We start from the raw sequence: 25,513 nt of genomic DNA on the forward strand, positions 1-25,513 counted from the left end.
CCTTGTCAGTCGCGGTAGGAGCCGAGGTGCCAGACCCGGGCCCGGTCCAGTTTCACCGAGCCGTTCTCGGCGAAGACCCGCACTCCCTGGCTGTCGGGGTGGGGGAAGATCTGGTCGGTGATCACGGCCTCGCCGCTGCCGCCGAAGACCTCGACGGAGGACCGGTCGACGAGGATCCGCAGCCTGACCTTGCCGTCGACGGCCTTGAGCGGCGCCCGCTGGACGCCGGGGAAGGCGCTGCTGAAGTCCGTGGCTCCGGAGCGGGTGCGGTCGACGTAGAGCTCCTGGGTCGTGGTGTCGTACCCGATGACCGTCTCCTCTCCCCCGACGCCGGTGCGCACCTTGAGCCCGAAGCGGTCGGCGTCCCGGAGGGAGAAGCCCGCCTCGATGTCGAGTGCCGTGCCCTGTGCCTTCGGGCCGATCAGCGGCTGTGAGGTGCTGGTGACGGTGACACCGGACGCCGTCGCCGCGCTTCCCTCGCGCAGGGACGCCAGGGAGGCCACCGGCTCACTCGTCAGCCGGACACTGCCGTCCACGGTGCGCAGCGCCATCCGGCGCGGGACGCTCTGCGCGCCGCGCCAGGGGGAGGTCGGGACGGCGCCGCCGTACTCCCAGTCGTTCATCCAGCCGATCATGTACCGCTCGCCGTCCGGGGCGTCCTCCCAGGACACGGCCGCGTAGTAGTCCTTGCCGTAGTCGGCCCAGTCGGCGCGCTGCACGACCGACTTGGCGGGAGCGGCCGCGGTGGTGAAGCGGTCGGCCATGATGTGGCCCCAGCCGCCGGTGTTGTTGTCGACGAGCTGGATCCGCGCCTGCTTGCCGGCATAGGGCCGCAGGTCGAAGGAGGCCCAGTCCAGGGTCTCGCTGTCGGCACCGGTGGCGCTGCGCACGACCTTGCCGTCCACGAGCAGGTTGACGGCCGTCTCCCGGGAGACGGGCTCGGCCCGGGTGTCGGACAGCACGACGTGGTCGACGTTGAGGTGACCCCAGCCGCCGGTGTTGTCGTCGACGATCCGGATCCGCGCCTTCTTCCCGGCCAGGTCGCGCACGTCCCAGGAGGCCCAGTTCAGCGCCTCGGTGTCGCTTCCGGTGGCGCTGCGCACGACCTGGCCGTCGACGAGGAGTTCCATCGCGGTCGGGTGGTCCGAGCCGGCCGGGTGGTTGCCGCCGCCGATGAGGAAGTCGACGTAGTCCCGGTCGAGGGTGAACTCGGGCGAGGTGAGGGCGCCTGTGGTGGCGTCGCCGTTCAGGAAGGTGTTGACCAGGCCGTCGCCCAGCCACCCGGTGACCTCCTGCTGGCCGGGCAGGGTGCCGCCGGCCGGTGCCGTGCCGAAGGCGTCGCCGGTCGCCGTCCAGTCGCCGTAGGTTCCGCCCTCGAAGTCGGCGAGGACCGTCCCCTCGGGCGTGGCCCCGCGTTCCAGTACGGTCCCGTCCTGGTGCGGGTGGTTGCCGCCGCCGACCTTGAAGTTCAGGTACGGGGTCTCGACCGTGAAGGGCCGGGAGGTGAGGGTGCCGGTGGCGGAGTCCCCGCCGTGGAAGCTGTTGGCGAGGCCCTTGCCGTCGTATCCGGTGACCGCTCCCTGTCCGTCCAGCGCGCCGGCCGCCGGGGCCTCGCCGAACGCCGTCCCGGTGGTCGTCCACGGGTCGAAGCCGGTGCCCTCGAAGTCCTGGACCACCGTGCCGGCGGGCGGGGTGTAGGCGCCCTTGTCGTCGGCGGTGAACTTCACGCCGTCGAAGTCGCCCACGAAGTACTGGGCACCCGAACCGCCGGTGATCCCACCGGGGTTGATGTTGACGACCAGGACCCACTTGATCTTCTTCGGGTCACCGTCGACCGCGAGCGGGAACAGGTCGGGGCACTCCCACACCCCGCCGGTCGCGCCCGCCGGACCGAACTCGCTCAGCAGGTCCCAGTCCTTGAGGTTCCTGGACGAGTAGAACCGCACCTTGTGCTCGGCGGACAGCGAGACCGTCATCAGCCAGCTCCTGGTGGGCGCGTACCACTGCACCTTCGGGTCGCGGAAGTCCTTCGAGCCGATGTCGATGACCGGATTGCCCTGGTACTTGGTCCAGGTGCGGCCGCGGTCGGTGCTGTAGGCGAGCGCCTGGGCCTGGGTGCCCGTGCTCTTGTCGAGGCTGGTGTAGACCGCCACCATCGCCGGGTCCTTCTTCGTGCCGAACCCGGTGGTGTTGTCCTTGTCGACGACCGCGCTGCCGGAGAACACCATCTCCTTGTCGTCGTGCGACAGGGCGAGCGGCAGCTCCTTCCAGTGCACGAGATCCGTGCTGACCGCGTGCCCCCAGGACATGTCTCCCCAGGAGTTGCCGTTCGGGTTGTACTGGTAGAAGAGGTGGTACTCGCCCCGGTAGTACACGAGGCCGTTGGGGTCGTTCATCCAGTTCTTCTGCGGTGTGAAGTGGAACTGGGGGCGGTAGGTCTCGGTGTACGGCGGGGTGTCGGCGGCGACGGCCCGCGGGGCGAGCGGGGTCACGGACAGGGCGCAGACGGTTGCCGCCGCCGCGATCATCCAGGTGCGGGCATGCCTGAGTACACGGCCAGAAGTCATGGGTCTCCCGTACTGATGACGCCCTGGGACCGGCACCGTCCTCCGCGACACCGGTCAGAGGTGTCATCGTTGACTCATGTCATCGTTGACACCGAGGCCCGATGATGAACGCAAGCTGTACGGCTCGTCAACGGTTCTGCCGCGACCGCTTCCGCTCGGGCGGTGGATCCGTCACGCGCCGCCGACGGTCGCGAACTGCTCCAGGTCCTCCCGCCACGGCGGGTTGGGGCCGGCGACCGAACAGGTCAGCGCCGCGACCCGAGTGCCGAACACACAGGCCTCGGCGACCTCGTCGAGCCGCAGGCCGGTGAGCCGCCCGCCGAGCAGGCCGCGGCTGTCCAGGTGGTGCAGCAGACCGGCGGTGAAGGAGTCACCGGCCCCGACCGTGTCGACCACCTCGGTCGCCACCGCCGGCACCTGGATCCGTTCGCCGTCGAGGGAGGCCAGCACGCCGTCGCCGCCCCGGGTGATCACGACGAGCCGGGCCCCGGCGGCGTGCCAGAGGTCGCAGGCCTGCTCGGGGGCCGTGTCCGGCAGCAGGAGCCCGAGGTCGTCCTCGCTCAGCCGGAGCACGTCGGCGAGCGCGCACCAGTGCGCGAGCCGCGCCCGGTAGACCTCGGGCCGGACGAGCAGCGGGCGGACGTTGGGGTCGATGCTGATGGTCGCGTGGGGTGCGGCCGCCGCCAGGAACTCCTCCACGACCGCGCCGCCGGGTTCCCGGACCAGAGCCAGGGACCCGGTGTGCACACAGGTGGTGCCGGACAGGTCGACCCGGGCCAGCTCCTCGGCCGACCACTGCCAGTCGGCCGTGTTCTGCGCGTGGAAGGAGAACGCGGCCTGCCCCTGGTCGTCCAGTTCCGCCACGGCCAGCGTGCTGGGCTCGGCGGCCGCGACGGCGTCCGACAGGTCCACGCCCGAGGCCTCCAGGTGTGCCCGGAACAGCCGGCCGAACACATCACCGGACAAGCGCGCGAGGAAACGGGCCGGAGTGCCGAGGCGGGCCAGGGACACGGCTGTGTTCGCAGGTCCGCCGCCCGGCAGGACCCGCAGGGCGAGCTCGCCCGAGGCGCGCGCGGGCTCGGCGAACGCGTCCGCGACACACTCTCCGAGAACGGTGATCTGACGTGCGCTCATGAGCTGCTCTTCTCTGCGAACGTGCGCCGAAAACGGGCACGGACCGGGCGGCCGCCATCAACGTTGCGGACTTGTGACGGACGCGGGGCATTGACGTTGCCGGGAGACGGGGTCATCATCCTCGGCAGTGTCAACGATGACATAAGTCAACGATGACACCTAGGGACGGCATGCTCCGATGCCGCCGCTCGCCCGCAATCCCGCTGGAGTCGTTTCATGTCTCGCACCCCTCGACTGCCTTCCTCTCTGCTCAGAGTCGCCGCGTGCACCTCGGTCGCGGCCCTCGCCCTGACGGCCTGCGGTTCCGGCTCCGGATCGGGCTCCACGAGCTCCGGATCGGGCACGGTGAAGGTCGGGCTGATCACCAAGACCGACACCAACCCGTTCTTCGTGAAGATGAAGGAGGGCGCGGAGAAGGCCGCCAAGGAGAACGGCGCCCAGCTCATGACCGCGGCGGGCAAGTTCGACGGCGACAACGCCGGCCAGGTCACCGCCATCGAGAACATGGTCGCGGCCGGGGTGAAGGGCATCCTGATCACCCCGAGCGACTCCAAGGCGATCGTGCCCGCGATAGCCAAGGCCAAGGCCAAGGGCGTGCTGGTCATCGCCCTGGACACGCCGACCGAGCCGGAGAGCGCGGTCGACGCCCTCTTCGCCACCGACAACCTCAAGGCCGGCGAGCTGATCGGCGAGTACGCCAAGGCCGCCATGAAGGGCAAGACGGCGAAGATCGCCGCCCTCGACCTCGCGCCCGGCGTCTCCGTCGGCGTCCAGCGGCACAACGGGTTCCTCAAGGGCTTCGGCGCCACCGAGAAGGACGTGGCGTGTGCCCAGGACACCGGCGGCGACCAGGCCAAGGGCCAGACGGCGATGGAGAACTGCCTCCAGAAGGAGCCGGGCATCAACCTCGTCTACACGATCAACGAGCCGGCCGCGCTCGGCGCGTACACCGCGCTGAAGGCCAAGGGCCGCGAGAAGGACGTACTGATCGTCTCCGTCGACGGCGGCTGCACCGGCACCCAGGCCGTCAAGGACGGCAAGATCGCGGCCACTTCGCAGCAGTACCCGCTGAAGATGGCCGCCCAGGGCGTCAAGGCCGTCGTGACGTACGCCAAGGACGGCAAGAAGGCGTCCGGTTACACCGACACCGGCGTCACCCTGATCACCGACAAGGCCCAGCCGGGCGTCACGTCCAAGGACACCGCCTTCGGCCTGGAGAACTGCTGGGGCTGAGGCCGGCCCCAGGGACCGTACGACATCGCCTCTCCCCGAGCGGGGCGGCCGGCCCCGCTCCTCCCCGACCCGGGGACGGCCGCCTCCCCTGTCCTCCCACCAGGACTTCTGTCTTCCGACAAGGACTTCGCATGACCGCCACGTCCACGCCTCCGAGCACCTCCTCGCCGTACGCCGAACTCAAAGCGCCGACCACGGCCCGCAGGCTGCTCACGGCGCCGACCACCGGCCCGCTGGTCGCCCTTCTGCTCGCCTGTGTCTTCTTCGCCGTCTCGTCCGACCAGTTCCTCACCGGCGGGAACTTCTCGCTGATCGTGCAGCAGGTCATGGTCGTCGGCACCCTCGCCATCGGCCAGACCCTGATCATCCTCACCGCGGGCATCGACCTGTCGTGCGGCGCGGTGATGGCGTTCGGCAGCATCGTGATCGCCAAGATGGCCGCCGAGGGCTCGCTGCCGCCGCTCGTCGCCATCGCGCTGGGACTGGTGGTCTGCGGCGGATTCGGGCTGCTGAACGGGCTGTTGGTGCAGAAGATCCCGCTGCCGCCGTTCATCGTCACCCTCGGCATGCTCAACGTGGCGTTCGCGCTGACCCACATCTACTCCGAGGAGCAGACGGTCACCAACCTGCCCGGGCCGCTGACGGCCCTCGGGCAGACCTTCCCGATGGGCCACACGGACATCACCTACGGCTCCCTCGTCACCATCGGCCTGTTCCTGCTGCTCGCCTACGCGCTCAGCAGCACCGGCTGGGGCCGGCACGTCTACGCCCTGGGCAACAGCCAGGAGGCCGCGCGGCTCAACGGCATCCGCACCTCCCGGCTGACCATCGGCGTCTACACCGTCGCCGGTCTCCTCTACGGCGTCGCCGCCCTGCTCCTCATCTCCCGCACCGGAGTCGGCGACCCGCAGGCCGGGCAGACCGACAACCTCGACAGCATCACCGCCGTCGTCCTCGGCGGCACCAGCCTCTTCGGCGGCCGCGGCTCGGTGCTCGGCACCTTCATCGGCGTCCTCATCGTCGGCGTCTTCCGCAACGGGCTCCAGCTGATGGGCGTCGCCTCCATCTACCAGACCCTGATCACCGGTGTGCTGGTGATCCTCGCGGTGACCGTCGACCAGATCTCCCGGAAGAAGGCCCGATGACCGCCATCGCCTCCCCCACCCCCGTCCTCCAGGCCCGCGGTCTCGTCAAGCGCTACGGCCAGGTCACCGCCATCGACGGCGCCGACTTCGACCTGCTGCCCGGCGAGGTGCTCGCCGTCATCGGCGACAACGGCGCCGGAAAGACCAGCCTCATCAAGGCCCTCACCGGCGCGGTGACACCCGACGCGGGCGAGATCCGCCTCAACGGCGAGCCCATCCAGTTCTCCGGCCCGCAAAGTGCCCGCGCCCACGGCATCGAGACGGTCTATCAGGACCTCGCCGTGGCCGCGTCGATGGACATCGCCTCGAACGTGTTCCTCGGGCGGGAGCTGCGGCGCCCCGGTGTCCTCGGGAGCGTGTTCCGGATGCTCGACAAGAAGCGCATGCGCCAGGAGGCCGCCGAGCACATGGCCGACCTGAAGATCGGGCTGCGGTCGCTGACCCAGGCGGTCGAGACCCTGTCCGGCGGGCAGCGGCAGGCCGTGGCGGTCGCCCGCTCCGTCGCCTGGGCGCGCAGTGTCGTCGTCATGGACGAACCCACCGCGGCGCTCGGCGTCAAGGAGTCCGGACAGGTCCTCGACCTCATCCGCCGGGTCCGGGACAAGGGCATGCCGGTCGTCCTGATCAGCCACAACATGCCGCACGTCTTCGAGATCGCGGACCGGATCCACGTCCACCGGCTGGGCCGGCGGGCCGCCCTGATCAAGCCCTCCGACTACTCCATGGCGGAGGTCGTCGCCATCATGACCGGCGCGCTCACCGTCGACGAGGCCGGCGGTACTGTCGTAGCGGATTCCGAGGCCGCGAAGGCCGCGGGCGTCCAGGCCACCTGACCACAGCACTCGACACTCGACGGCATCCGGCCGAGGCCGCGGCCGGAACCGACGAGCACAGGAGACGGTTTCCTCCATGGCAGCGAACCGCCGCCCGACCCTGGCCGACGTCGCCCGCGAAGTGGGCGTCAGCGCCAAGACGGTCTCCCGCGTTCTCAACGAGGACGGACCCGCGTCGCCCGAGACGAGGGAACAGGTGCTGGCCGCGGTGGCCAAACTCGGGTTCCAGCCGAACCTCATGGCACGCAACATCCGTGTCGGCGGGCCCGACACCACCGTCGGTCTGGTCATCCCCGACCTCGGCAACCCGTTCTTCGGAGCGGTGGCCCGCAGCATCGAGGACACGGTCCGCGACCGCGGACTGACCCTGCTGATGGGCTCGTCGGCGGACGAACCGGACCGTGAACGGGCCCTGACGGACAAGTTCCTGGCCCGCCGCGTCAGCATCCTGCTGGTCGTGCCGTCCGTCGGCGCCGACCACTCCCACCTCAAGACCCACCGTGCCACGGGGCTGCCCGTCGTCTTCCTCGACCGGCCCGGAGTGGGCCTGGCCGCCGACAGCGTGGTCAGCTCCAACCGCACCGGCTCCCATGACGGCGTCGCCCACCTGATCGCCCACGGCCACCGGCGCATCGGCTTCGTCGGCGACCTGCCGGTCAAGCTCTACACCCGCCGTGAGCGCCTGACCGGATACCGCGAAGCCCTTGACCGGGCCGGCCTCCCCTACGACCGCTCCCTCGTCACCAACGCCCATGACCAGCAGGGCGCTTCGGCCGCGACCTCCCAACTCCTCTCCCTGGCCGACCCTCCCACCGCCCTGTTCGCCGGCAACAACATCGTCGCCCTGGGCATAGTCGCCGAACTCGCCCGCAGCAGGCGCAAGGACGTCGCCGTCGTCTCCTTCGACGACGTCCCGCTCGCCGAGGCACTCGAACCGGCCCTGACCGTCGTCGCCCAGGACCCCGAGGAGATCGGCAGAACGGCGGCGACCACGGCCCTGTCCCGTCTCGACGGCGACCGCACCCGGGCCCGGACCATCACCGTGCCGACGCGCCTGATCGTGCGGGGCTCGGGCGAGCGGCCCGCCCCGGAGTTGCAGCGGGCCTGACCCGTCAGCCCGCCCGCCCCGGCACCTCCTTCATCTCGTTCACGACCGCCCGCCGGGTGATCGCGACGGTGAAGGTCACGGTGCCCTTCTTGAAGGTCTCGCTCGGCTCGACCTGCACATTGCGCTCACCGAGGAACGCGTACGTCTTCCTGTCGAAGATCCACTCCGTGCGCTGCCCGCTCTGCTCGTCGAGCCGCGCGATGGCGACCCCGTGGCGCCCCACCGCGTCGACCGCGTCGTCCACCGCGACGACACCGGGGATCTCGGCGGCGGCCTTGTAGAGCGCGGCGGTGAGGTTGGCGGGCGGGTAGCTCTCGGTCAGCAGGTCGCCGATGGCGACGAAGGCGGCCTGGTCGCGGGGGACTTCGGGATCCCTGTTGGCGTCCGACTCCTGGTAGATCTTCCGCAGCAGGGCCCCGGGTTCCGTGGGCAGTCGGGCGAGCCGGTGGTAGGCCGAGCTGGGCGGGTTCGGTCCGGCCAGGGTGATGCCGTCCTCGCTCGTGTTGCCCGGCTCGATGAGCCAGCCGTTCCTGCCGTCGGGGGACATCCAGACCTGGCGGGAGTGCAGCTTCTCGCTGACCACCGTGGTCCTGTCGTCGACCGTCTTCGGGTAGGTGCTGGCGACCTTGGACGCGATGTAGAGGAACTGGTCGTCGCGCACGGCGGGTTCGGAGGTGTCGGCGGCGGCCAGGGAGATGTGGTCGAGCAGGCGGTCGGCGCCCTGGGCGTCGGCGGCGCCGATCCGGGTCGTCAGGGCGGGCCCGGTGGCCAGGGAGGTGTTCCCGTCCCCGCCGCCGGTGAGGGCGAGGCCGCCCACGACCGCGCCGGCCAGGGCACAGGCCAGCGCGGGCAGCAGGACCGCCCGGCGCAGGAACGGATTGCGGCGCGCGGGGACAACAGGGGTCGTACGCAGGTCTTCGCGGATCCGGACCATCATCTGCTCCTTGTGGAACTGGTGGCGGCCCGCCGGCAGATCCCGCTCCACGGAGGGCAGAAGACCCTGGGTCTCCGTCCACTCGGCCGGGTGCGGCTGGGAGGGGCTGGCGTTCATCGGTTTCCTTCCTGTGCGGACCGGATCACGTAGTCGCGATCACCTGTTATCTGCCGGTTTGCGCTGCCGAGTTCCCGTCTTTTTCGCTCCAGTTCGGCCTCGGCGAGCTTGCGCAGCCTGCCGCGCGCCCGGGACAACCGGGAGCGGACGGTGCCTACGGGGATGCCGAGGGCCCGGGCGGCGTCGGCGTACTCCAGCCCCTCCCACAGACACAGCACCAGGACCTCGCGTTCGGGGCGCCGTAGGGAGGCGAGCGCGGTCAGTGTGGCGGCGATCCGGCGCCGGTCATCCACCCGGCCGGCGGTCTCCTCCGCGTGGTCGGCGACCTCCGCGACGCCCGCCGAGGCCGCCGCGCTCGCCGCGGCCCGGTAACGCCGGTTGCCGCGCCCGTGGGAGCGGGAGACGTTCGTGGCGATGCCGAGCAGCCAGGGCCGCAGGGAGCCCCCGTCGGCCTCGATCGAGTCCCGGCGCCGCCAGGCCTCCATGAAGGTCGCCGACATGACGTCCTCGGCCACGGACCAGTCGGCGGTCAGCCGGAAGGCGTGGTTGTACACCGACCGGGCGCACTCGTCGTAGAGCTCGGCGAAGGCGTCCGGATCCCCGGCCCGTATCCGGGTTCGCATATCTGTGGTCACGCACTCAACTGCCCGACGGGATCATCGAGTTCCAGTGACTCACGTCACACTCTCCTCTCGCTCCCCTGTCAATGTTGTGCACTTTCTTGACGGCAGTCACCAGACAGCCTAATTTCACGGTGTCCTTCCCCCGCTCAAGGGAGAGCGCGATGCCCCCGTCCCCCACCGCATCAGAACGCACCCGCCAACTCCGCCGAGTCGCCCTCTCCGGCCTCCTCGGCACCGCCGTCGAGTTCTACGACTTCCTCGTCTACGGCACCGTCGCCGCCCTCGTCTTCGGCGAACTGTTCTTCCCCGGCGCCGACCCCGCCGTGGGCACGATCGCCGCGTTCGGCACCTTCGCCGCCGGATACGTGGCCCGCCCCATCGGCGGCATCGTCTTCGGACACTTCGGCGACCGCCTCGGCCGCAAGAACATGCTGCTGCTCACCATGGGCCTGATGGGCGGCGCCAGCTTCCTCATCGGCCTGCTGCCCACGTACGACACCGTCGGCGTCTGGGCCCCGGTCCTGCTGATCACCCTGCGCGTGGTCCAGGGCATCGCCATCGGCGGTGAATGGGGCGGTGCCACGCTCATGGTCGTCGAGCACGCGGGCGAGAAGCGCCGCGGACTGTGGTCCAGCTTCACGCAGATGGGAGCCCCGCTCGGCTCCCTGATCTCCGCCGCCGTGGTCGCGATGGTCTCCACCCTCCCCAAGGACCAGTTCGCGGCCTGGGGCTGGCGGGTGCCGTTCCTGCTGAGCGTCCTGCTGCTCGGTGTGGGCCTGTTCGTCCGCCTCAAGGTGGTCGAGAGTCCGCTGTTCGCCGAGGTGAAGAAGGACCGCGCCGAGTCCCGGCTGCCGATCCTCGACGTACTCAAGCGCCCCCGTCCCGTCCTGCTGGCCTGCTGCGTCGGCATCGGCGCCTTCACCGCCCAGTCCCTGCTGACCAGTTACCTGATCGCGTACGCCACCGGCATCGGCTATCCCCGCCCGCAGGTGCTCACCGCGCTCACCGTCTCCGCCGCGGTCGCCCTGGTCGTGCTGCCCTGCGCGTCCGCGCTCTCCGACCGGATCGGCCGCCGCCCGGTCGTCCTCACCGGCGCGATCCTGTCCGCCGCGACCGCCTTCCCGGTCCTCGCACTGGTCGACTCAAAGTCGTCGGGAGCGCTGATCCTGGCCGTCGTCATCGGCCACGGCATCTCCCAGTCGCTGATGTACGGCCCGCTGGGCGCCCTGTTCAGCGAGATGTTCGGCACCAGGGTCCGCTACACGGGCGCCTCCCTCGGCTACCAGGGCGCGACGCTGGTCGGCGCCGGCTTCTCCCCGATGATCGCCGGAAGCCTGGTCGCGAGCAGTGGCAACGGCACCCCCGTCGCCCTCCTGCTGTGCGGCGGCTCGCTGATCACCGCACTGACGGTGTGGTTCGTCCGCGAGACGAGCCGTACCTCACTCGGCGAGGACCCCACCCCCGACCTCCCCACCACCCCCCACACGGAGGAGATCACCGCATGAGGCACGCCACCCGCATCGCCTGCGCGACGGCGCTTCTGCTCACCCTCACCGCCGTACCCGCGGCGGCGGCCACCACCGACACCACCACCCACGTGGACGGCCAACTCCCCTCCGGCGCAACGTACATGATGGACGTCCCCGCCAACTGGAACGGCACCGTCCTCCTGTTCAGCCACGGCTACAACGCGGGCCCCGCCAACCCCGCCCAGGACGCTCCGGACGCGGCCACCAAGCCCCTGCTCCTCCAGCAGGGTTACGCCCTCATCGGCTCCTCGTACGCGTCCACCGGCTGGGCGGTCACCGACGCGGTCCCCGACCAGATGGCCACCCTGAAGGCCTTCACCGCCCGCTTCGGCCAGGCCTCCCGCACCCTCGCCTGGGGACGGTCGTACGGCGGCCTGGTCACCACGGCGATAGCCGAACGCCACCCGGACGAGATCGACGGCTCGCTCTCCATGTGCGGCCTGGTCCACGGCGGCGTCGCCAACTGGAACAACACCCTGGACCCGGTCTTCGCCCTCAAGACACTCCTGGGCTCCGACGTCCCCCTGGTCAACCTCCCGACGCAGCAGGCCGCCACCGACGCGGCGAACACCCTCACCACCACGGTCGACTCCGCCCAGACGACGCCCGAGGGCCGCGCCCGCATAGCCCTCGCCGCCGCCCTGCACAACATCCCGGTCTGGAACGCCCCCACCCAGACCCGCCCCGCCGCCAACGACTGGGACACCCAGCAGGCCAACCAGTACGACGCCGTCAAGGGCCTGCTGAAGATCGCCGCCTTCAACCGGCGCCAGGAGGCCGAGACCCGCGCGGGCGGCAACATGTCCTGGAACACCGGCATCGACTACGCCCGCCTGCTCGAAAAGTCCTCCGTCCGCAAGGAGGTCACCGAGCTGTACAAGAAGGCGGGCCTCTCCCTGACCAAGGACCTGGCCGCCCTCAACCGGGCCCCGCGCATCAAGGCGGACCAGAACGCCGTGACGTGGATGAGCAGCACGAGCTCCTTCACCGGCCGCCTGACCAAGCCCCAACTCTCCATCCACACCATCGGCGACCCCCTGGTCCCCGTCCAGACGGAGAGCGCCCTGCGCCGAGCGGCGACGGCCGCAGGATCCGCCTCCCTCCTCCGCCAGGCCTACGTCGACAACGCCGGCCACTGCTCCTTCAGCACCGCCGAACAACTGGCCGCCCTCCACACCCTGGAGGACCGCGTGACCACCGGCAGCTGGCAGGGCACCGACCCGGCGTCCCTCAACGCCCGCGCCACAGCGGCCGACCCCACCACCCCCGCCCGCTACGTCCGGTACCACCCCACCCCCTACCTCCGCCCCTACGACCTTGCCCACCCCGACGACCGCCGATGACCTCGTACGACCGCCTGCCCCACGCTCGGCGGGCGGTCGTACTCTTGCCCCCGTGGAGGACGACGACATCCTGGACACCGCGGAGGGGCCGCAGCCGCGCCCGCAGTCGCTCATGCTCACCTTCTTCGGCAACCACGTCCTGGAGGAGGGAAACCTGGCCGTTTACTCGGGCAGCATCATCGACGTCCTGGCCCGCGTGGGCGTGGGCGAACAGGCCGTACGCTCCACCCTCACCCGCATGGTCAACCGGGGCCTGCTCCAGCGTCAGCGCGAGGGCCGCAAGATGTTCTTCGGGCTGACCCCGCAGGCCACCCGGGTCCTGATCGACGGCCGTACCCGCATCTGGAAGCAGGGCGCCGTCAACGACGACTGGGACGGCTCCTGGACCCTGCTCGGCTTCTCCCTGCCCGACTCCTGGAAACGCCAGCGCCACGACCTGCGCTCACGCCTGACCTGGTCCGGATTCGGCGCCCTGTACAGCGGCCTGTGGATCGCCCCCGGCCAGGTGGACGTCTCCGCGGTGGTCACCGACCTCGGCCTCACCGCCCACGTCAAGATCTTCCACGCCAAGGCCGCCGAGGTGACCGACATCGAGCAGATGATCCGCGACACCTGGGACCTGGAGTCCATCGCCGCCCGCTACGTGGCCTTCGACAAGCGCTGGACCTCCCACCTGGGCAACGGCACCGACGACGACCCCATCGGCACCCGCCTCCGCCTGGTCAGCGACTGGCTCCGCACCATCCGCACGGACCCGCGACTCCCGGCCCGCCACCTCCCCCCGGCCTGGCCGGCCCGCACCGCCCAGGAAACCTTCCACCGAGTCGCGAACCAGACCCACCCGGCCCTGGAGGCGGCCCGCACGACACTGGAGACGATCCCCTTGCTGCCGTAGGCCAGTGGGGGCTGGTCTCGCAGTTCCCGCGTCGGAATGGGCCGTGGACCGTTGGCCGCGTACGGCGGTAAGGGGACGGGGTGGGGGGTGTCCGCCCGCAGCGGCCGGCGTCCGTTACAGAGCACTGCTCAAGTGACCGAGCCGCCGGACCGAGGACGGATACCCCCCACCCCGGCCCCGACCCAAACCACACCGCACGCGCTACACCAGCCCCCACCGAACCCGCAGCTGCGCCGCAGGCATCAGGGGCGCGGGGAACTGCGCACAAACACCCGCCCCCACCAACCCGCACAAACAACCGCTCAACCGCCAGCCGCACCCCCACCCACACTGAACCCAATCCCCGCCCCACCCCCCTCCCGAGGAAACGCAAACGGCGCCCCCCCATGCGACAGCGCAACCTCTCGCACGATCGACAACCCCAACCCCGACCCCGGCAACGACCGCGCGTCCGCCGCCCGGTAGAACCGGTCGAACACCCGCACAAGATCGGCCTCAGCGATCCCCGGCCCCCGGTCCAGCACTTCCACCCGCACCGGCCCGGCCACCGTGAACCCCGACACCGAGATCTCGATCGGAGCAGTACCGTCCCGGTCGAACTTCACCGCGTTCTCGACCAGGTTCGACAGGGCCCGCTGCAGCATCCCCGGCCGCCCGTCCGTCACCGTCGACCCCTTCGCGTGCACCACGATCTCCCGCCCGGTCCGCCGCCGGGCCAGCCCCGCCACCTCCTCCGCGAGATCGGCCAGATCCACCCGCTGCGGCGGCTCGTTGTCCGACTGCCCCGCCGCGAGGTCGACCAGCTCGTTGACCAGATCGGTCAACTCCCGTGCCTCCTGCGTGAGATCGGCGACGAGGTCCTCGCGCGTGGCGGGCGGCAGCTCGTCGATCCGCCGCAGCAGCGAGATGTTGGTGCGCAACGACGTGAGCGGCGTCCGCAACTCGTGCCCCGCGTCCTGGACCAGCCGCCGCTGGTCCTCCTCGGACTGCGCGAGCCGCCCCAGCATCCGGTCGAAGGCCCGTCCGAGCCGCCCCACCTCGTCGTAACCGGTGACCGGCACCTCGATCCCCAGCCGCCGGGTCCGTGCCACGTCCTCCGCGGCGGAGGTGAGGATGACCAGCCGCCGGGTGATCCGCCGGGCCAGCCACCACCCGAACAGGCCGGCGCCCACCACGACCGCCACCATGAGCAGAAACGTCCGCTGCTGAAGGGCCCGCAGCAGATCCTCGGTGTCACTGAACTCCTGGGCGACCTGCACCGCGCCCCGCCCGCCCCCCAGCGAGACGGTCGCGACCCGGTACACGTCGCTGCCGACCGAAACCTCCTTGTGCAGCACCATCCGCCCGGCCGGACCGGCGACCGCGATCCGCCGGTCGCCGGAGACCACCGGCAGCCCGGGCCGCCCGGGATCGGCAACCGCCCCGGTGGGCCCCAGCACCTGCACGTCCGTACGGGCGGGCCGCACCAGGTCGTGCCCCGGCGCCGAGGACGAGAAGTCCTCCGGCGCCATCCGGTGCTGACTCACCTCGTCCCGGAGATCCTGCACGACCTGGTCGAACACCGACTCCTGGTCCACCCGCACCAGCCGGGCGGCCGCGCTGTAGGACAGCACACCGACGAGCACGGTCACCGCGGCCGTCACCGCGGCGAAGGACACCGCGAACGTGGTCCGCAGAGACAGCAGCCGGGGCCGCGGCCGGGCCCACAGTCGAGCCAGCCGCCCCACTCAGTCCTCCCGGAGCACGTAACCCACGCCACGCACCGTGTGGATCAGCTGCGGCGCGCCGGGCTCGTCGAGCTTGCGGCGCAGATAGCCGACGTAGACGGCGAGGTTCTTGGAGCCGGGCCCGAAGTCGTAGCCCCAGATGCGGTCGTAGATCGTCGAGTGGTCGAGCACGATGCCCGCGTTGCGCACGAGCAGCTCCAGCAGCTCGAACTCGGTACGGGTCAGCTCCAGCTCGCGCGTCCCCCGCCAGGCCCGCCGCGCCTGGATGTCCATGCGCAGCCCGGCCGCCTCGATCCGCCCCTGCGGCAGCTCGGGCGCGACGGCCTTGGGAGCGGCGCCGACCGGGGCCATCCCGTCGGGGCTGGTCCGCCGCAGCAGGGCCCTCAGCCGGGCGAAGACCTCCTCGACGTCGAAGGGCTTGACCACGTAGTCGTCGGCGCCCGCGTCCAGGCCGGCGATCCGGTCCTGGGTCTCCACGAGCGCCGTCAGCATGAGGATCGGCGTACGGTCGCCCTCGGCGCGCAGCACCCGGCAGACCTGGAGTCCGTCGATCCCGGGCATCATCACGTCGAGGACGAGCACGTCCGGCGGCGTCTTGTGGGCCTGCGCCAGCGCCTCGACCCCGTCGGCGACCGCGGTGACCTGGTAGCCCTCCAGGGTCAGGGCGCGCTCCAGGGCGTGGCGGATGGCGCGGTCGTCTTCGGCGAGCAGCACATTTGGGGGCACCTCCTCAGTGTGCCGTGCCCCCCGAGTCGTACGACGTGATGAGCAGCTCACCGGCCGCCCTTCTTACTGGCCTCTCACCCCGCCGGACGCAACGCGGCGAGCTGCTCCTCGAACGGCACCACGGCCGAGAACGCGTCGGCCCGGGCCGCACGCGGCGCACGACCGGCCGGTACCTCGGCCGACACTCCGCCCGACACTCCGCCCGACAGGCCTGCCATCAGCGCGGCCAGTTCCCCGGCCGCCCGCTCGATCCGCCCGTCCAGCCCCTCGGCGCCCCAGTCCTCCGACGCGGCGTACACCCCGGTCGGCACGACGACGGCCTTCAGATAGGCGAAGAGCGGCCGCAGCGCGTGTTCCAGCACCAGCGAATGCCGGGCCGAGCCACCGGTCGCCGCGATCAGCACCGGCTTGCCCGCCAGCGCCTCCGGGTCGAGCACGTCGAAGAACGACTTGAAGAGTCCGCTGTACGACGCCGAGAACACCGGGGTCACGACGATCAGCCCGTCGGCCGCGGCCACCGCCTCCTGCGCGGCGGCCAGGGCCCGGCCCGGGAAACCGTTGGTGAAGTTCTGCGCGATCTCCACGGCGAGTTCCCGCAACTCCACGACCTGCGTGTCCACCTCGGCCGCGCGCCCCACGGCGGCGGCCAGCCGGTCTCCCAGCAGGCGCGTGGACGACGGGACGCTCAGCCCCGCGGACACGACGACGAGCTTCATGCGACGACCTCCTTGTTCTCCTGGGCCTTGTTCTGCTGGGCGGCCAGCAGGGACGCGTGGGTGGGAGCCTCCGGCACATCGGCCGGGCGGCCCGCCGCGAACTCCTTGCGCAACACCGGTACGACCTCCTCGCCGAGCAGGTCGAGCTGCTCCAGGACCGTCTTCAGGGGCAGTCCGGCGTGGTCGAGCAGGAACAGCTGGCGCTGATAGTCCCCGGCGTACTCGCGGAACTTCAGCGTCTTCTCGATGACCTGCTCCGGGGAACCGACGGTCAGCGGGGTCTGCTCGGTGAAGTCCTCCAGGGAGGGCCCGTGCCCGTACACCGGCGCGACGTCGAAGTACGGCCGGAACTCCTTCACCGCGTCCTGCGAGTTGCGGCGCATGAACACCTGGCCGCCGAGCCCGACGATCGCCTGCTCGGCCGTGCCGTGCCCGTAGTGGGCGTACCGGGCCCGGTACAGCTCGACCATCCGCTTGGTGTGGTCGGCCGGCCAGAAGATGTTGTTGTGGAAGAAGCCGTCACCGTAGTAGGCGGCCTGCTCGGCGATCTCGGGAGACCGGATGGACCCGTGCCAGACGAACGGCGCCACCCCGTCCAGCGGCCGGGGCGTGGAGGTGAACCCCTGCAACGGCGTCCGGAACTTCCCCTCCCAGTTCACGACGTCCTCGCGCCACAGCCGGCGAAGCAGGGCGTAGTTCTCGATGGCGAGGTTGATGCCCTCGCGGATGTCCTTGCCGAACCAGGGGTAGACCGGCCCGGTGTTCCCGCGGCCCATCATCAGGTCGACGCGGCCGTCGGCCAGGTGCTGGAGCATCGCGAAGTCCTCGGCGATCTTCACCGGGTCGTTCGTGGTGATCAGCGTGGTCGAGGTCGAGAGGATGAGCTTCTCGGTCCGCGCCGCGATGTACCCGAGCATGGTGGTCGGCGACGACGGCACGAACGGCGGGTTGTGGTGCTCACCGGTCGCGAAGACGTCGAGCCCGACCTCCTCGGCCTTCAGCGCGATGGCGACCATGGCCTTGATCCGCTCGCGCTCGGTCGGCGTACGGCCGGTCGTCGGGTCCGGCGTGACATCACCGACGCTGAAGATCCCGAACTGCATGGTCGCTCACCCTCCAGGTTGTTGACGGTTCAACTATAACCGCGTACCCGGAGAACGAGACCCGACCCCCACCTATTCCCACCCCAGGGTCGTGGGGACCTGCGCGACAAGCCCCACCGACCCGGGACCCGGCTCCGAAAAAAATCCGGCCGGGCTGTCACACTCCCGCTCCGCCCCGGGTCAACCCCGTGAAACCGATGACCCGGAGCTCGAAGGAGCCACTCATGTCCGTCGCCCACACCGTCGTCACCCTGCTCGCCGCCGCCATGGCGGGCTACTCCGGCACCGTCGTCCTCACCCGCGCCGACTGGATCGTCAAGGCCCTCACCGACTACGGCGTCCCCCGCACCTGGTGGAACCTGCTCGGCGCGGCCAAGATCGCCGGCGCGGTGGGCCTCCTGGCCGGCCTCTTCCTGCCGTACGTCGGCCTCGCGGCCGGCATCGGCCTGGTCCTCTACTTCACCGGAGCCGCCGTGACCGTGGCCCGCGCCCACTGGTACAGCCACATCCCGTTCCCGCTCGTCTACGCGGCCCCGGTGGTCGCGGCGCTGGCCCTGGCCTGAAGAACGCCCAGGCCCCCCTCCGGCGGCTCAGTCGCTAGGGCACCAGCACGAGCCGCCCCCGCACCCCGCCCTCCTCCAGCCGGGCGTGCGCCTTGGACACCGCGTCCAGGGCGTACGTCTCGGCCACCCGCAACGTCAGCGCCCCCTCGTCCACCAGCCCCGCCAGCTCGGCGAGCCGCGCCCCGTCCGCCTCCACCGCGACGGACGCCGTCCGCACCCCGCGCACCGACCCGGGATGCGCCCCGGGCAGTACGCCGACATAGGCACCCCCGTCCCGCACCCGCTCCAGCACCGCCTCACCGAGCACCGCCGCGTCCAGCACGGCGTCGAAGGTCCCGGCAGCGGCGGTGGTCGTGAACTCCCGGGCCCCCAGGGACCGTACGAACTCCTCGTCCCCCTCCCGGGCCAGCCCGGTCACCGACACCCCCTGGCGCGCGGCCAGTTGGACGGCGAACCCTCCCACCGCGCCCGCCGCCCCGGTGACCAGCAACGACTGCCCCTCGGTCAACTCCAGCAGATCCAGGGCCTGTGCGGCGGTCAGCGCGTTCAGCGGCAGCGTGGCCGCGTGCACCGCGTCGGCCGTGGCCGGCGCCTTGGCCACCGCGTCCGTGTCGACGACGACGTACTCGGCGTGCGTGCCCAGGGTCTTGGCCACACCGCCGTGCAGCGCGACCACCTCGTCCCCGACGCTCCACACCGTCCCGACACCCACCGCGTCCACGGTCCCCGCGACATCCCAGCCGAACCCGATCTGCTTGCCCGCCCCGCCGAAGAAACCCGTCCTGACACCCAGGTCCACCGGGTTCAGCGCGGCCCCGGCGACCTTGATCCGCACCTGCCGGGCCCCCGGCTCGGGCAGTTCGCTCTCCACCACCTCCACGGCCTCGGGCCCGCCGAAGGTCCTCACCACAGCTGCACGCATGACTGAATGCTCCCTATAGGTCACTGTTCGCGCCGGTATCTCCGCCGCTGCAGCAACCCTAGGAAGAGCTACTATCTATTCGGAAGTAGTTACCTGAAGGTGCCTACGTACCCCGGAGGTGAGCCATGCCGACCATGACGGCGGCCCAACGGCGCGAGCAGGCACGCGCCGAGTACGACGCGTTCATCAAGGGCTGCCCCACCAACCAGCTCCTGGACCGGCTCAGCGACAAGTGGGTCAGCCTCGTCGTCGCGGCCCTCTCCACCGGCCCCATGCGCTACAGCGACCTCAGCCGCAAGATCGCCGGCGTCAGCCCCAAGATGCTCACCCAGACCCTGCGCTCCCTGGAGCGCGACGGCATCCTGACGCGCACCGTCACCCCCTCCGTCCCGGTCCGCGTCGACTACGCCCTGACCCCCCTGGGCAGCAGCCTGGCCGGCCTGCTCACCGCGGTGAAGGCCTGGGCGGAGACCCACATCGAGGAAGTCCACGAGGCACGGGAACGCTACGACGGCACGACCGACTGACGTCGGCCCGTCAGAAGTAGTACTGGTCCCCGCTGTCCAGCACCAGCACCTGCTGCAGGTCGTTCTCCCGGTTCCGGTCCACCGTCCCGCCGTTCCACACCGTGTCGATCTCCAGCAGCACCTCCGACGGCGCCCCCCGCAACCGCACCCGCATCGCGACCCGCTCCCCCACCCCGTCCGCCGCCAGCGCCCCCACCCGGCACAGCACCACCCGCTCCGCCGACCGCGCACACCCCTGCGGCAACGCCTGCTCGTCCACGAGCGGCTCGGACCACTGCAGCCGTACGGTCGCGTCCGGCACCGCGGCGGGTCCGTGATTGTGCGGCGTGAACCGCACGTCCACCATGCCCCCGGCCAGGGACGCGGCCCCGTGATAGGCCAGATCCGCCTCGGGCCCGGGCGCCCCGGCCCCGCCGACGGCCACCGCCGTACCCCCGCCCACCACCACCGCGGCCACCGCGACCACCGCACCCGCCACCGCACGCACCCGCAGACCCCGCATGCCACCCACTCCTCGCTCCAGCCGCCCGAACCTCCGCGGTCGCAGGGATGTATCCCACGTATGGCGAACGACAGGCGCCCTCCATCAGGTGACACGGGCCCCAGCGAGGCGGCGTGCGAAGCTGGACCCCATGCTCGTAGCCCGCTCCGCCGCCCTCTTCGTCGTAGCCGCCCTCTTCGAGATCGGTGGCGCCTGGCTGGTCTGGCAGGGCGTACGGGAGCACCGCGGCTGGATGTGGACCGCGGGCGGCGTCCTCGCCCTCGGCGCCTACGGCTTCGTCGCCACCTTCCAGCCCGACGCCCACTTCGGCCGCATCCTCGCCGCGTACGGCGGCATCTTCGTGGCCGGCTCGATCCTGTGGGGCATGGCCGCCGACGGCTACCGCCCCGACCGCTGGGACCTCACGGGCGCACTGATCTGCCTCGCGGGCATGGCAGTGATCATGTACGCCCCGCGGGGTGACTGAGCGGTCGTGCTCAAGGAGTCTCGTCGGGCAGCAGCCCCAGCTGCCCCAGGAACTCCATCTCGTCGAAGTAGAGCCGGTAGTCGACGATCCGCCCGTCCTTCACAGTGGCGATGTCCACGCCACGGACCCGGACCTCCTTCTGGGTTGCGGGCAGCGTCTCACCGGTGGGCAGCCGGATCGGCCCGGTGTTCCGTCCGCTGAAGACGCCCTCGTCGATGGCCGTGTCGCCGCTCTCGTACGCGTGCAGCGTCTCGAACGTGCCGTCGGGGACCATCTCCGTCATCTGCCGCCAGTACTCGACGATGTCGTCGCGCCCGCGGATCTCCCCCTCGTCGGGCGTGACGGCGACCGCGTCCTGCGCGTACAGGTCGGCGATGACCTTCAGATCCGGGTGCGTGACCGCCTCGGTGAGCCGGTCCATGACCTCGCGCGCTTCTCCCATGATCCACCTCCGCGTGTCAGGGGATCACCCACCTCATTTTCCCACCGGACCGCGATCCGGACCCCCGCAGAGGAAGACCCGGCGCCCGCCTATCCTGGCGGAAGCCCGTCACCCGACCGTCCGAGGAGCAGCTCATGGCATCCGCCGCCCCGTCCCCCGCGTCCCGGATCGCGATCGTCACCGGGGCGAGCAGCGGAATCGGCGCGGCGACCGCACGGCAGCTCGCCGCGGCCGGCTACCGCGTCGTCCTGACCGCCCGCCGCAAGGACCGCATCGAGGCGCTCGCGGAGGAGATCAACGCGGCGGGCCACCAGGCGACGGCCTACCAGCTGGACGTGACGGACCGCGCGGCGGTCGACGAGTTCGCCACCGCCTTCAAGACGGTCGGCGTCCTCGTGAACAACGCGGGCGGAGCCCTCGGCGCCGACCCGGTGGCCACCGGCGACCCGGCCGACTGGCGCACGATGTACGAGACGAACGTCATCGGCACCCTCAACCTCACCCAGGCCCTCCTCCCCAAGCTCGACGCGAGCGGCGACGGCACGGTCGTCGTGGTCTCCTCGACCGCCGGCCACGGCACCTACGAGGGCGGCGGCGGCTATGTCGCCGCCAAGCACGGCGCCCACGTCATCGCCGAGACCCTGCGCCTGGAGATCGTCGGCCGCCCGGTCCGCGTGATCGAGATCGCGCCCGGCATGGTCAAGACCGACGAGTTCGCCCTGACCCGCTTCGGCGGCGACCAGGAGAAGGCGGAGAGGGTCTACCAGGGTGTCGCCGAACCCCTGACGGCCGACGACGTGGCCGACACCATCACCTGGGCGGTGACCCGCCCCAGCCACGTCAACGTCGACCTCCTGGTCCTGCGCCCCCGCGCCCAGGCCTCCAACACCAAGGTCCACCGCGACCTGTGACCCGCGACGGGAAGGACCCCCACGACGAACGCCACATGTGGTGGTGGCTCGCCTACTTCCTCTTCGGCATCCACATCGTGGCGTTCGTCATGATCTACGCGGTGACCCACGCGCCGAAGTGAGCGCGGCTCAGCCCTTCACACAGACGACCTGCTTCAGCTTCGCCACGACCTCCACCAGGTCCCGCTGCTGGTCGATGACCTGGTCGATCGACTTGTAGGCACCCGGGATCTCGTCCACGACACCGGAGTCCTTACGACACTCCACGCCCCGCGTCTGCTCCTCCAGGTCCCGCGTCGAGAACCGCCGCTTGGCCGCGTTACGACTCATGCGCCGACCCGCGCCGTGCGAGGCCGAGTTGAAGGCCTTCTCGTTGCCGAGACCCTTCACGATGTACGACCCGGTCCCCATGGAGCCCGGGATGATGCCGTACTCGCCGGAACCGGCCCGGATCGCGCCCTTGCGGGTCACGAGCAGGTCCATCCCGTCGTAGCGCTCCTCGGCCACGTAGTTGTGGTGCGCGCTGATCTCCTGCTCGAAGGTCGGCTTCGCCTTCTTGAACTCCTTGCGGACCACGTCCTTGAGGAGCGCCATCATGATCGTGCGGTTGTACTTGGCGTACTCCTGCGCCCAGAACAGGTCGTTGCGGTACGCCGCCATCTGCGGGGTCTGCGCGATGAAGACGGCCAGGTCGCGGTCGACCAGCCCCTGGTTGTGCGGGAGCTTCTGGGCCACGCCGATGTGATGCTCGGCCAGCTCCTTGCCGATGTTCCGGGAACCGGAGTGCAGCATCAGCCAGACAGAACCGGTTGTATCCGTGCACACTTCGACAAAGTGATTTCCGGATCCAAGCGTTCCCATCTGCTTTCCAGCACGTTCGTGACGGAACTTCACCGCATCCGCCACCCCCTCGAACCGCCCCCAGAAGTCGTCCCACCCAGCAGTCGCCAGCCCATGGAACCGCCCCGGCTCGACGGGACTGTCATGCATCCCCCGCCCCACCGGAATCGCCTGCTCGATCTTCGACCGCAGCCGGGACAGGTCCCCCGGCAGGTCGTTCGCGGTGAGGGACGTCTTCACGGCCGACATCCCGCAGCCGATGTCCACCCCCACCGCCGCCGGGCACACCGCACCCTGCATCGCGATGACGGACCCGACCGTCGCGCCCTTGCCGTAGTGCACGTCCGGCATCACGGCGAGGCCCTTGATCCACGGCAGGGTCGCGACGTTGCGCAGCTGCTGCAGGGCCACGTCCTCGACGGTCGCCGGGTCGGTCCACATACGGATCGGGACCTTGGCGCCCGGCATCTCCACGTACGACATATCGTCCTCATTCCCCCGGAAAACATCAGAAGTCTCAAAGCGCAAAACCGGTGCCAAGGTCGACGTATGGGATGACGGACCGGCGTTCACGGCAGTGCGTGCGATACACATTGTCTGCTGGGGACGCCCCCGTGCGGCAAGCGAATAACCTGCGGGGACACTGAGATCCCCACGAGTCGGAGACATTCCGAGAGGAGCCCCACCGTGCAGCGGAAGGCCTACGTACCCGGCGTCGCCGCCCTCCTCGCGGCACTGCTGGCCGGCTGCACCGGCAGCTCCGGTGGCGACGGCACGACGGACGACGCCAACCCCGGCGTCGCCGGCACCGCCTCCGTCGCCGCCCAGCCCGGCAAGTACCGCACCCTCCCCGAGGCCTGCGGTGTGGTCGGGCAGAGCACCCTCGACACGCTCCTGCCCGGCATCCAGCAGATCGCCGACGCGGATCAGCGCGCCAGGGCCTACGAGGGCGACGCCACGCTCACCTACGACACCGACCGCAAGGTCGGCTGCCGTTGGAAGGTGGAGGCCACGGACGCCACCGAGTACCTCTCGATCGACTTCGAGCGCGTGGTGTCGTACGACAACGCGGTCAGCGACGACACTCAGGCGCAGCAACTCTTCGCGCAGGCCGTGGAGAAGGCCGATCTGCCGGCGGCGACGTCCAGCGCGACCTCGGACGTCGAGGGGAGCGGGACCGCCAGTGCAACGGCCTCCCCGTCGGCCACTCCGAGCGGTTCCGCGAGTCCGGGTGGTTCGGCCTCCGCCACTCCGTCCGATCTGCAGCCGCGCCTCTTGGACGATCTGGGCGACGAGGCGTTCCTGGACGACGTGGTGGGCAACTCCGGTTCGACGGCCCGGCAGCGCAAGGTGACTGTGGCGTTCCGCACGTCCAACGTGATCGTGACCATCGAGTACGAGGAGCAGCCGACGACGGTCGGCGTCACGCCGGACAGCAAGGAAATGCAGGACAACGCCCGGAAACTGGCCTCCCAGCTGGCCGGGTCGCTGTCCGGCTGAGCGCTCCGCACACACCCCTCACCCGTGCGCACAAGGCGTTCGAAGCTGGACCGCACGGCATCCTCACCGCGTACCGTGGCCCCTCGGACCCGATCCGACGGCAGGAACCACAAGCGTCATGAGTGAAGGAACCATGCAGCGACGAGCAGAGCGTGACCAGGGTGTTCTGGGGGCCCCTCCCACGTCTTTCGGGCAGTGGGGGAGAGCGAAGCGTCTTCACCGCGTCCTTGTCTGCGCGGCCGCAGTCCCGGTGATGCTGATCGCCGCCGGCTGCTCCTCCGACTCCGGCTCCGGCGACTCCGGCTCCGGCAGCGGTGGGGACAAGGCCGCGGGCGCCGGTGCGACGGTGTCGGCCTCCGCGAGTGCGGCGCCCACGGTGCAGGCGGCGGCGTACAAGTCGCTTCCCGAGTCGTGCGGGGTGCTGTCCTCGAAGACCCTGAAGTCGCTGGTGCCCAAGGCCTCGAAGTCCGGCAAGAAGGGCACGTCGGAGGCGGGTACGCGCGGCAGTTGCTCCTGGAGCAGCCTCGACAACAACGGCGTGAAGGGCTCTCAGTTCCGCTGGTTGAACGTCTCGCTGCTGCGCTTCGAGTCGGACAGCTCGCGCGGTACGGGCGAGGCGCAGGCGCAGAAGTACTACGAGCAGCAGATCCAGGACGCCCAGTCGGTGGCGGGTGCGAAGAACGCCAAGTCGCAGGCGGTTTCCGGGACGGGTGACGCGGCGACGCTGGTGCGTTACGACCTGAAGAAGAAGGAGGGTGCCTTCAAGCAGCAGACGGTCGTCACGCGCGTGGAGAACGTCGTCGTCACCGTCGACTACAACGGCGCGGGTCTGGCCGGCGACAAGGCGCCCAGCTCGGACACCCTCGCGAAGCTCGCGGAGCGGGCGGCCAAGGAGACGGTGACCGCGGTGTCGGCGGCGAACGGCGAGGGTGCGGCGAGCCCGGCCCCCTCGGACTCCGCGTCGGGGTCGAAGGCCCCGTCGAAGTCCGCGGCCCCGTCCAAGTCGGCCACGGAGTCGGCGTCGAAGTCGGCATCTCCGTCCAAGTCGGCCGCGAAGACGAGCTGAAGAAGTACTGACGGCCAGTACCGGCCATCCGTGCGCAGCAC

At 70.7% G+C, this 25,513-nt stretch carries 26 protein-coding genes; 14 read left to right on the forward strand and 12 right to left on the reverse strand.

Going from position 1 to position 25,513, the window contains the following annotated elements:
- Positions 1-5: 5 nt before the first annotated feature.
- Together D1369_RS17300 and D1369_RS17305 are read right to left on the reverse strand one after the other, a co-directional pair.
- Positions 6-2,567, reverse strand: a complete 2,562-nt coding sequence (locus D1369_RS17300) for a GH32 C-terminal domain-containing protein (RefSeq protein WP_037901040.1) — start codon at positions 2,565-2,567, stop codon at positions 6-8.
- Positions 2,568-2,738: 171 nt separating this feature from the next.
- Entirely contained in the window at positions 2,739-3,701 is a 963-nt protein-coding gene (locus D1369_RS17305; RefSeq protein ID WP_007383868.1) for a carbohydrate kinase, read from the reverse strand.
- Between the two features lie 216 nt (positions 3,702-3,917).
- On the opposite strand from D1369_RS17305, the gene D1369_RS17310 reads away from it, so the two are divergent.
- The 4 genes from D1369_RS17310 (at position 3,918) to D1369_RS17325 (ending at position 8,020) form a co-directional block, all read left to right on the forward strand.
- Positions 3,918-4,934: a sugar ABC transporter substrate-binding protein gene (locus tag D1369_RS17310; protein ID WP_007383867.1), complete on the forward strand. Its 1,017-nt coding sequence runs from the start codon at positions 3,918-3,920 to the stop codon at positions 4,932-4,934.
- Positions 4,935-5,065: 131 nt separating this feature from the next.
- On the forward strand, positions 5,066-6,079 hold the full coding sequence (locus tag D1369_RS17315; RefSeq protein WP_007383866.1) for an ABC transporter permease: 1,014 nt from the start codon (positions 5,066-5,068) through the stop codon (positions 6,077-6,079).
- The gene (locus D1369_RS17320; RefSeq protein WP_007383865.1) at positions 6,076-6,912 is read left to right on the forward strand and encodes an ATP-binding cassette domain-containing protein; all 837 of its coding nucleotides are present in this window, start codon (positions 6,076-6,078) and stop codon (positions 6,910-6,912) included. The genes D1369_RS17315 and D1369_RS17320 overlap by 4 nt, the downstream gene beginning before the upstream one ends.
- A gap of 76 nt (positions 6,913-6,988) precedes the next feature.
- Positions 6,989-8,020 (forward strand): LacI family DNA-binding transcriptional regulator, encoded by a 1,032-nt coding sequence (locus tag D1369_RS17325; protein WP_007383864.1) that lies wholly within the window; start codon positions 6,989-6,991, stop codon positions 8,018-8,020.
- A gap of 4 nt (positions 8,021-8,024) precedes the next feature.
- On the opposite strand, the gene D1369_RS17330 is transcribed toward D1369_RS17325, so the two are convergent.
- Together D1369_RS17330 and D1369_RS17335 are read right to left on the reverse strand one after the other, a co-directional pair.
- Complete coding sequence (locus tag D1369_RS17330; protein ID WP_007383863.1) at positions 8,025-9,071, reverse strand: CU044_5270 family protein; 1,047 nt, start codon at positions 9,069-9,071, stop codon at positions 8,025-8,027.
- A complete protein-coding gene (locus D1369_RS17335) occupies positions 9,068-9,694 on the reverse strand; it encodes an RNA polymerase sigma factor (RefSeq protein ID WP_202477854.1) in 627 nt (208 codons plus the stop codon). The genes D1369_RS17330 and D1369_RS17335 overlap by 4 nt, the downstream gene beginning before the upstream one ends.
- A gap of 161 nt (positions 9,695-9,855) precedes the next feature.
- Here D1369_RS17335 and D1369_RS17340 point away from each other — a divergent pair, with 161 nt between their 5' ends.
- The 3 genes from D1369_RS17340 to D1369_RS17350 are packed head-to-tail and all read left to right on the forward strand — an operon-like array spanning position 9,856 to position 13,461.
- Positions 9,856-11,199: an MFS transporter gene (locus D1369_RS17340; RefSeq protein ID WP_007383861.1), complete on the forward strand. Its 1,344-nt coding sequence runs from the start codon at positions 9,856-9,858 to the stop codon at positions 11,197-11,199.
- Entirely contained in the window at positions 11,196-12,566 is a 1,371-nt protein-coding gene (locus D1369_RS17345; protein ID WP_118082517.1) for an alpha/beta fold hydrolase, read from the forward strand. Before D1369_RS17340 ends, D1369_RS17345 begins: the two co-directional genes overlap by 4 nt.
- Positions 12,567-12,618: 52 nt before the next feature.
- A complete protein-coding gene (locus D1369_RS17350; protein WP_007383859.1) occupies positions 12,619-13,461 on the forward strand; it encodes a PaaX family transcriptional regulator C-terminal domain-containing protein in 843 nt (280 codons plus the stop codon).
- Positions 13,462-13,763: 302 nt separating this feature from the next.
- Here the strand turns inward: D1369_RS17350 and D1369_RS17355 are convergent, their stop codons facing one another.
- The 4 genes from D1369_RS17355 to D1369_RS17370 all read right to left on the reverse strand — a co-directional run bounded on the left by D1369_RS17355 (position 13,764) and on the right by D1369_RS17370 (position 17,733).
- On the reverse strand, positions 13,764-15,188 hold the full coding sequence (locus D1369_RS17355) for a HAMP domain-containing sensor histidine kinase (RefSeq protein WP_007383858.1): 1,425 nt from the start codon (positions 15,186-15,188) through the stop codon (positions 13,764-13,766).
- The gene (locus D1369_RS17360; protein WP_007383857.1) at positions 15,189-15,902 is read right to left on the reverse strand and encodes a response regulator transcription factor; all 714 of its coding nucleotides are present in this window, start codon (positions 15,900-15,902) and stop codon (positions 15,189-15,191) included.
- 86 nt (positions 15,903-15,988) lie between these two features.
- A complete protein-coding gene (locus D1369_RS17365; RefSeq protein ID WP_118082518.1) occupies positions 15,989-16,630 on the reverse strand; it encodes a CE1759 family FMN reductase in 642 nt (213 codons plus the stop codon).
- A complete protein-coding gene (locus D1369_RS17370; RefSeq protein ID WP_007383854.1) occupies positions 16,627-17,733 on the reverse strand; it encodes a CE1758 family FMN-dependent luciferase-like monooxygenase in 1,107 nt (368 codons plus the stop codon). The genes D1369_RS17365 and D1369_RS17370 overlap by 4 nt, the downstream gene beginning before the upstream one ends.
- 224 nt (positions 17,734-17,957) lie before the next feature.
- Between D1369_RS17370 and D1369_RS17375 the strand changes: the two genes are divergently transcribed.
- Positions 17,958-18,296 (forward strand): DoxX family protein, encoded by a 339-nt coding sequence (locus D1369_RS17375; RefSeq protein ID WP_037901035.1) that lies wholly within the window; start codon positions 17,958-17,960, stop codon positions 18,294-18,296.
- 34 nt (positions 18,297-18,330) lie between these two features.
- On the opposite strand, the gene D1369_RS17380 is transcribed toward D1369_RS17375, so the two are convergent.
- Entirely contained in the window at positions 18,331-19,218 is an 888-nt protein-coding gene (locus D1369_RS17380) for an NADP-dependent oxidoreductase (RefSeq protein WP_007383852.1), read from the reverse strand.
- A 125-nt stretch (positions 19,219-19,343) separates the two neighbouring features.
- On the opposite strand from D1369_RS17380, the gene D1369_RS17385 reads away from it, so the two are divergent.
- Positions 19,344-19,745, forward strand: coding sequence for a helix-turn-helix domain-containing protein (locus D1369_RS17385; protein WP_007383851.1), 402 nt, complete (start codon positions 19,344-19,346; stop codon positions 19,743-19,745).
- Between the two features lie 10 nt (positions 19,746-19,755).
- On the opposite strand, the gene D1369_RS17390 is transcribed toward D1369_RS17385, so the two are convergent.
- Positions 19,756-20,247, reverse strand: a complete 492-nt coding sequence (locus D1369_RS17390) for a hypothetical protein (protein WP_037901031.1) — start codon at positions 20,245-20,247, stop codon at positions 19,756-19,758.
- Between the two features lie 130 nt (positions 20,248-20,377).
- Here D1369_RS17390 and D1369_RS17395 point away from each other — a divergent pair, with 130 nt between their 5' ends.
- Entirely contained in the window at positions 20,378-20,713 is a 336-nt protein-coding gene (locus D1369_RS17395) for a YnfA family protein (RefSeq protein WP_007383849.1), read from the forward strand.
- A 10-nt stretch (positions 20,714-20,723) separates the two neighbouring features.
- On the opposite strand, the gene D1369_RS17400 is transcribed toward D1369_RS17395, so the two are convergent.
- On the reverse strand, positions 20,724-21,155 hold the full coding sequence (locus D1369_RS17400) for a nuclear transport factor 2 family protein (protein ID WP_037901028.1): 432 nt from the start codon (positions 21,153-21,155) through the stop codon (positions 20,724-20,726).
- A 134-nt stretch (positions 21,156-21,289) separates the two neighbouring features.
- Between D1369_RS17400 and D1369_RS17405 the strand changes: the two genes are divergently transcribed.
- Together D1369_RS17405 and D1369_RS44545 are read left to right on the forward strand one after the other, a co-directional pair.
- Positions 21,290-22,066 (forward strand): SDR family NAD(P)-dependent oxidoreductase, encoded by a 777-nt coding sequence (locus D1369_RS17405; protein WP_007383847.1) that lies wholly within the window; start codon positions 21,290-21,292, stop codon positions 22,064-22,066.
- Positions 22,063-22,188 carry a hypothetical protein gene (locus tag D1369_RS44545; RefSeq protein WP_007383846.1) on the forward strand — a complete coding sequence of 42 codons (126 nt, stop codon included), beginning with the start codon at positions 22,063-22,065 and terminating at the stop codon, positions 22,186-22,188. The genes D1369_RS17405 and D1369_RS44545 overlap by 4 nt, the downstream gene beginning before the upstream one ends.
- Before the next feature lie 7 nt (positions 22,189-22,195).
- Here the strand turns inward: D1369_RS44545 and D1369_RS17410 are convergent, their stop codons facing one another.
- Complete coding sequence (locus tag D1369_RS17410; RefSeq protein ID WP_007383845.1) at positions 22,196-23,389, reverse strand: RtcB family protein; 1,194 nt, start codon at positions 23,387-23,389, stop codon at positions 22,196-22,198.
- Between the two features lie 204 nt (positions 23,390-23,593).
- Here D1369_RS17410 and D1369_RS17415 point away from each other — a divergent pair, with 204 nt between their 5' ends.
- Positions 23,594-24,406: a hypothetical protein gene (locus tag D1369_RS17415; RefSeq protein ID WP_007383844.1), complete on the forward strand. Its 813-nt coding sequence runs from the start codon at positions 23,594-23,596 to the stop codon at positions 24,404-24,406.
- Positions 24,407-24,659: 253 nt separating this feature from the next.
- A complete protein-coding gene (locus D1369_RS17420; protein ID WP_037901027.1) occupies positions 24,660-25,472 on the forward strand; it encodes a DUF3558 domain-containing protein in 813 nt (270 codons plus the stop codon).
- The last annotated feature ends 41 nt before the right edge of the window (positions 25,473-25,513 follow it).

The organism is Streptomyces sp. CC0208 (assembly GCF_003443735.1).
Taxonomy (GTDB): domain Bacteria; phylum Actinomycetota; class Actinomycetes; order Streptomycetales; family Streptomycetaceae; genus Streptomyces; species Streptomyces sviceus.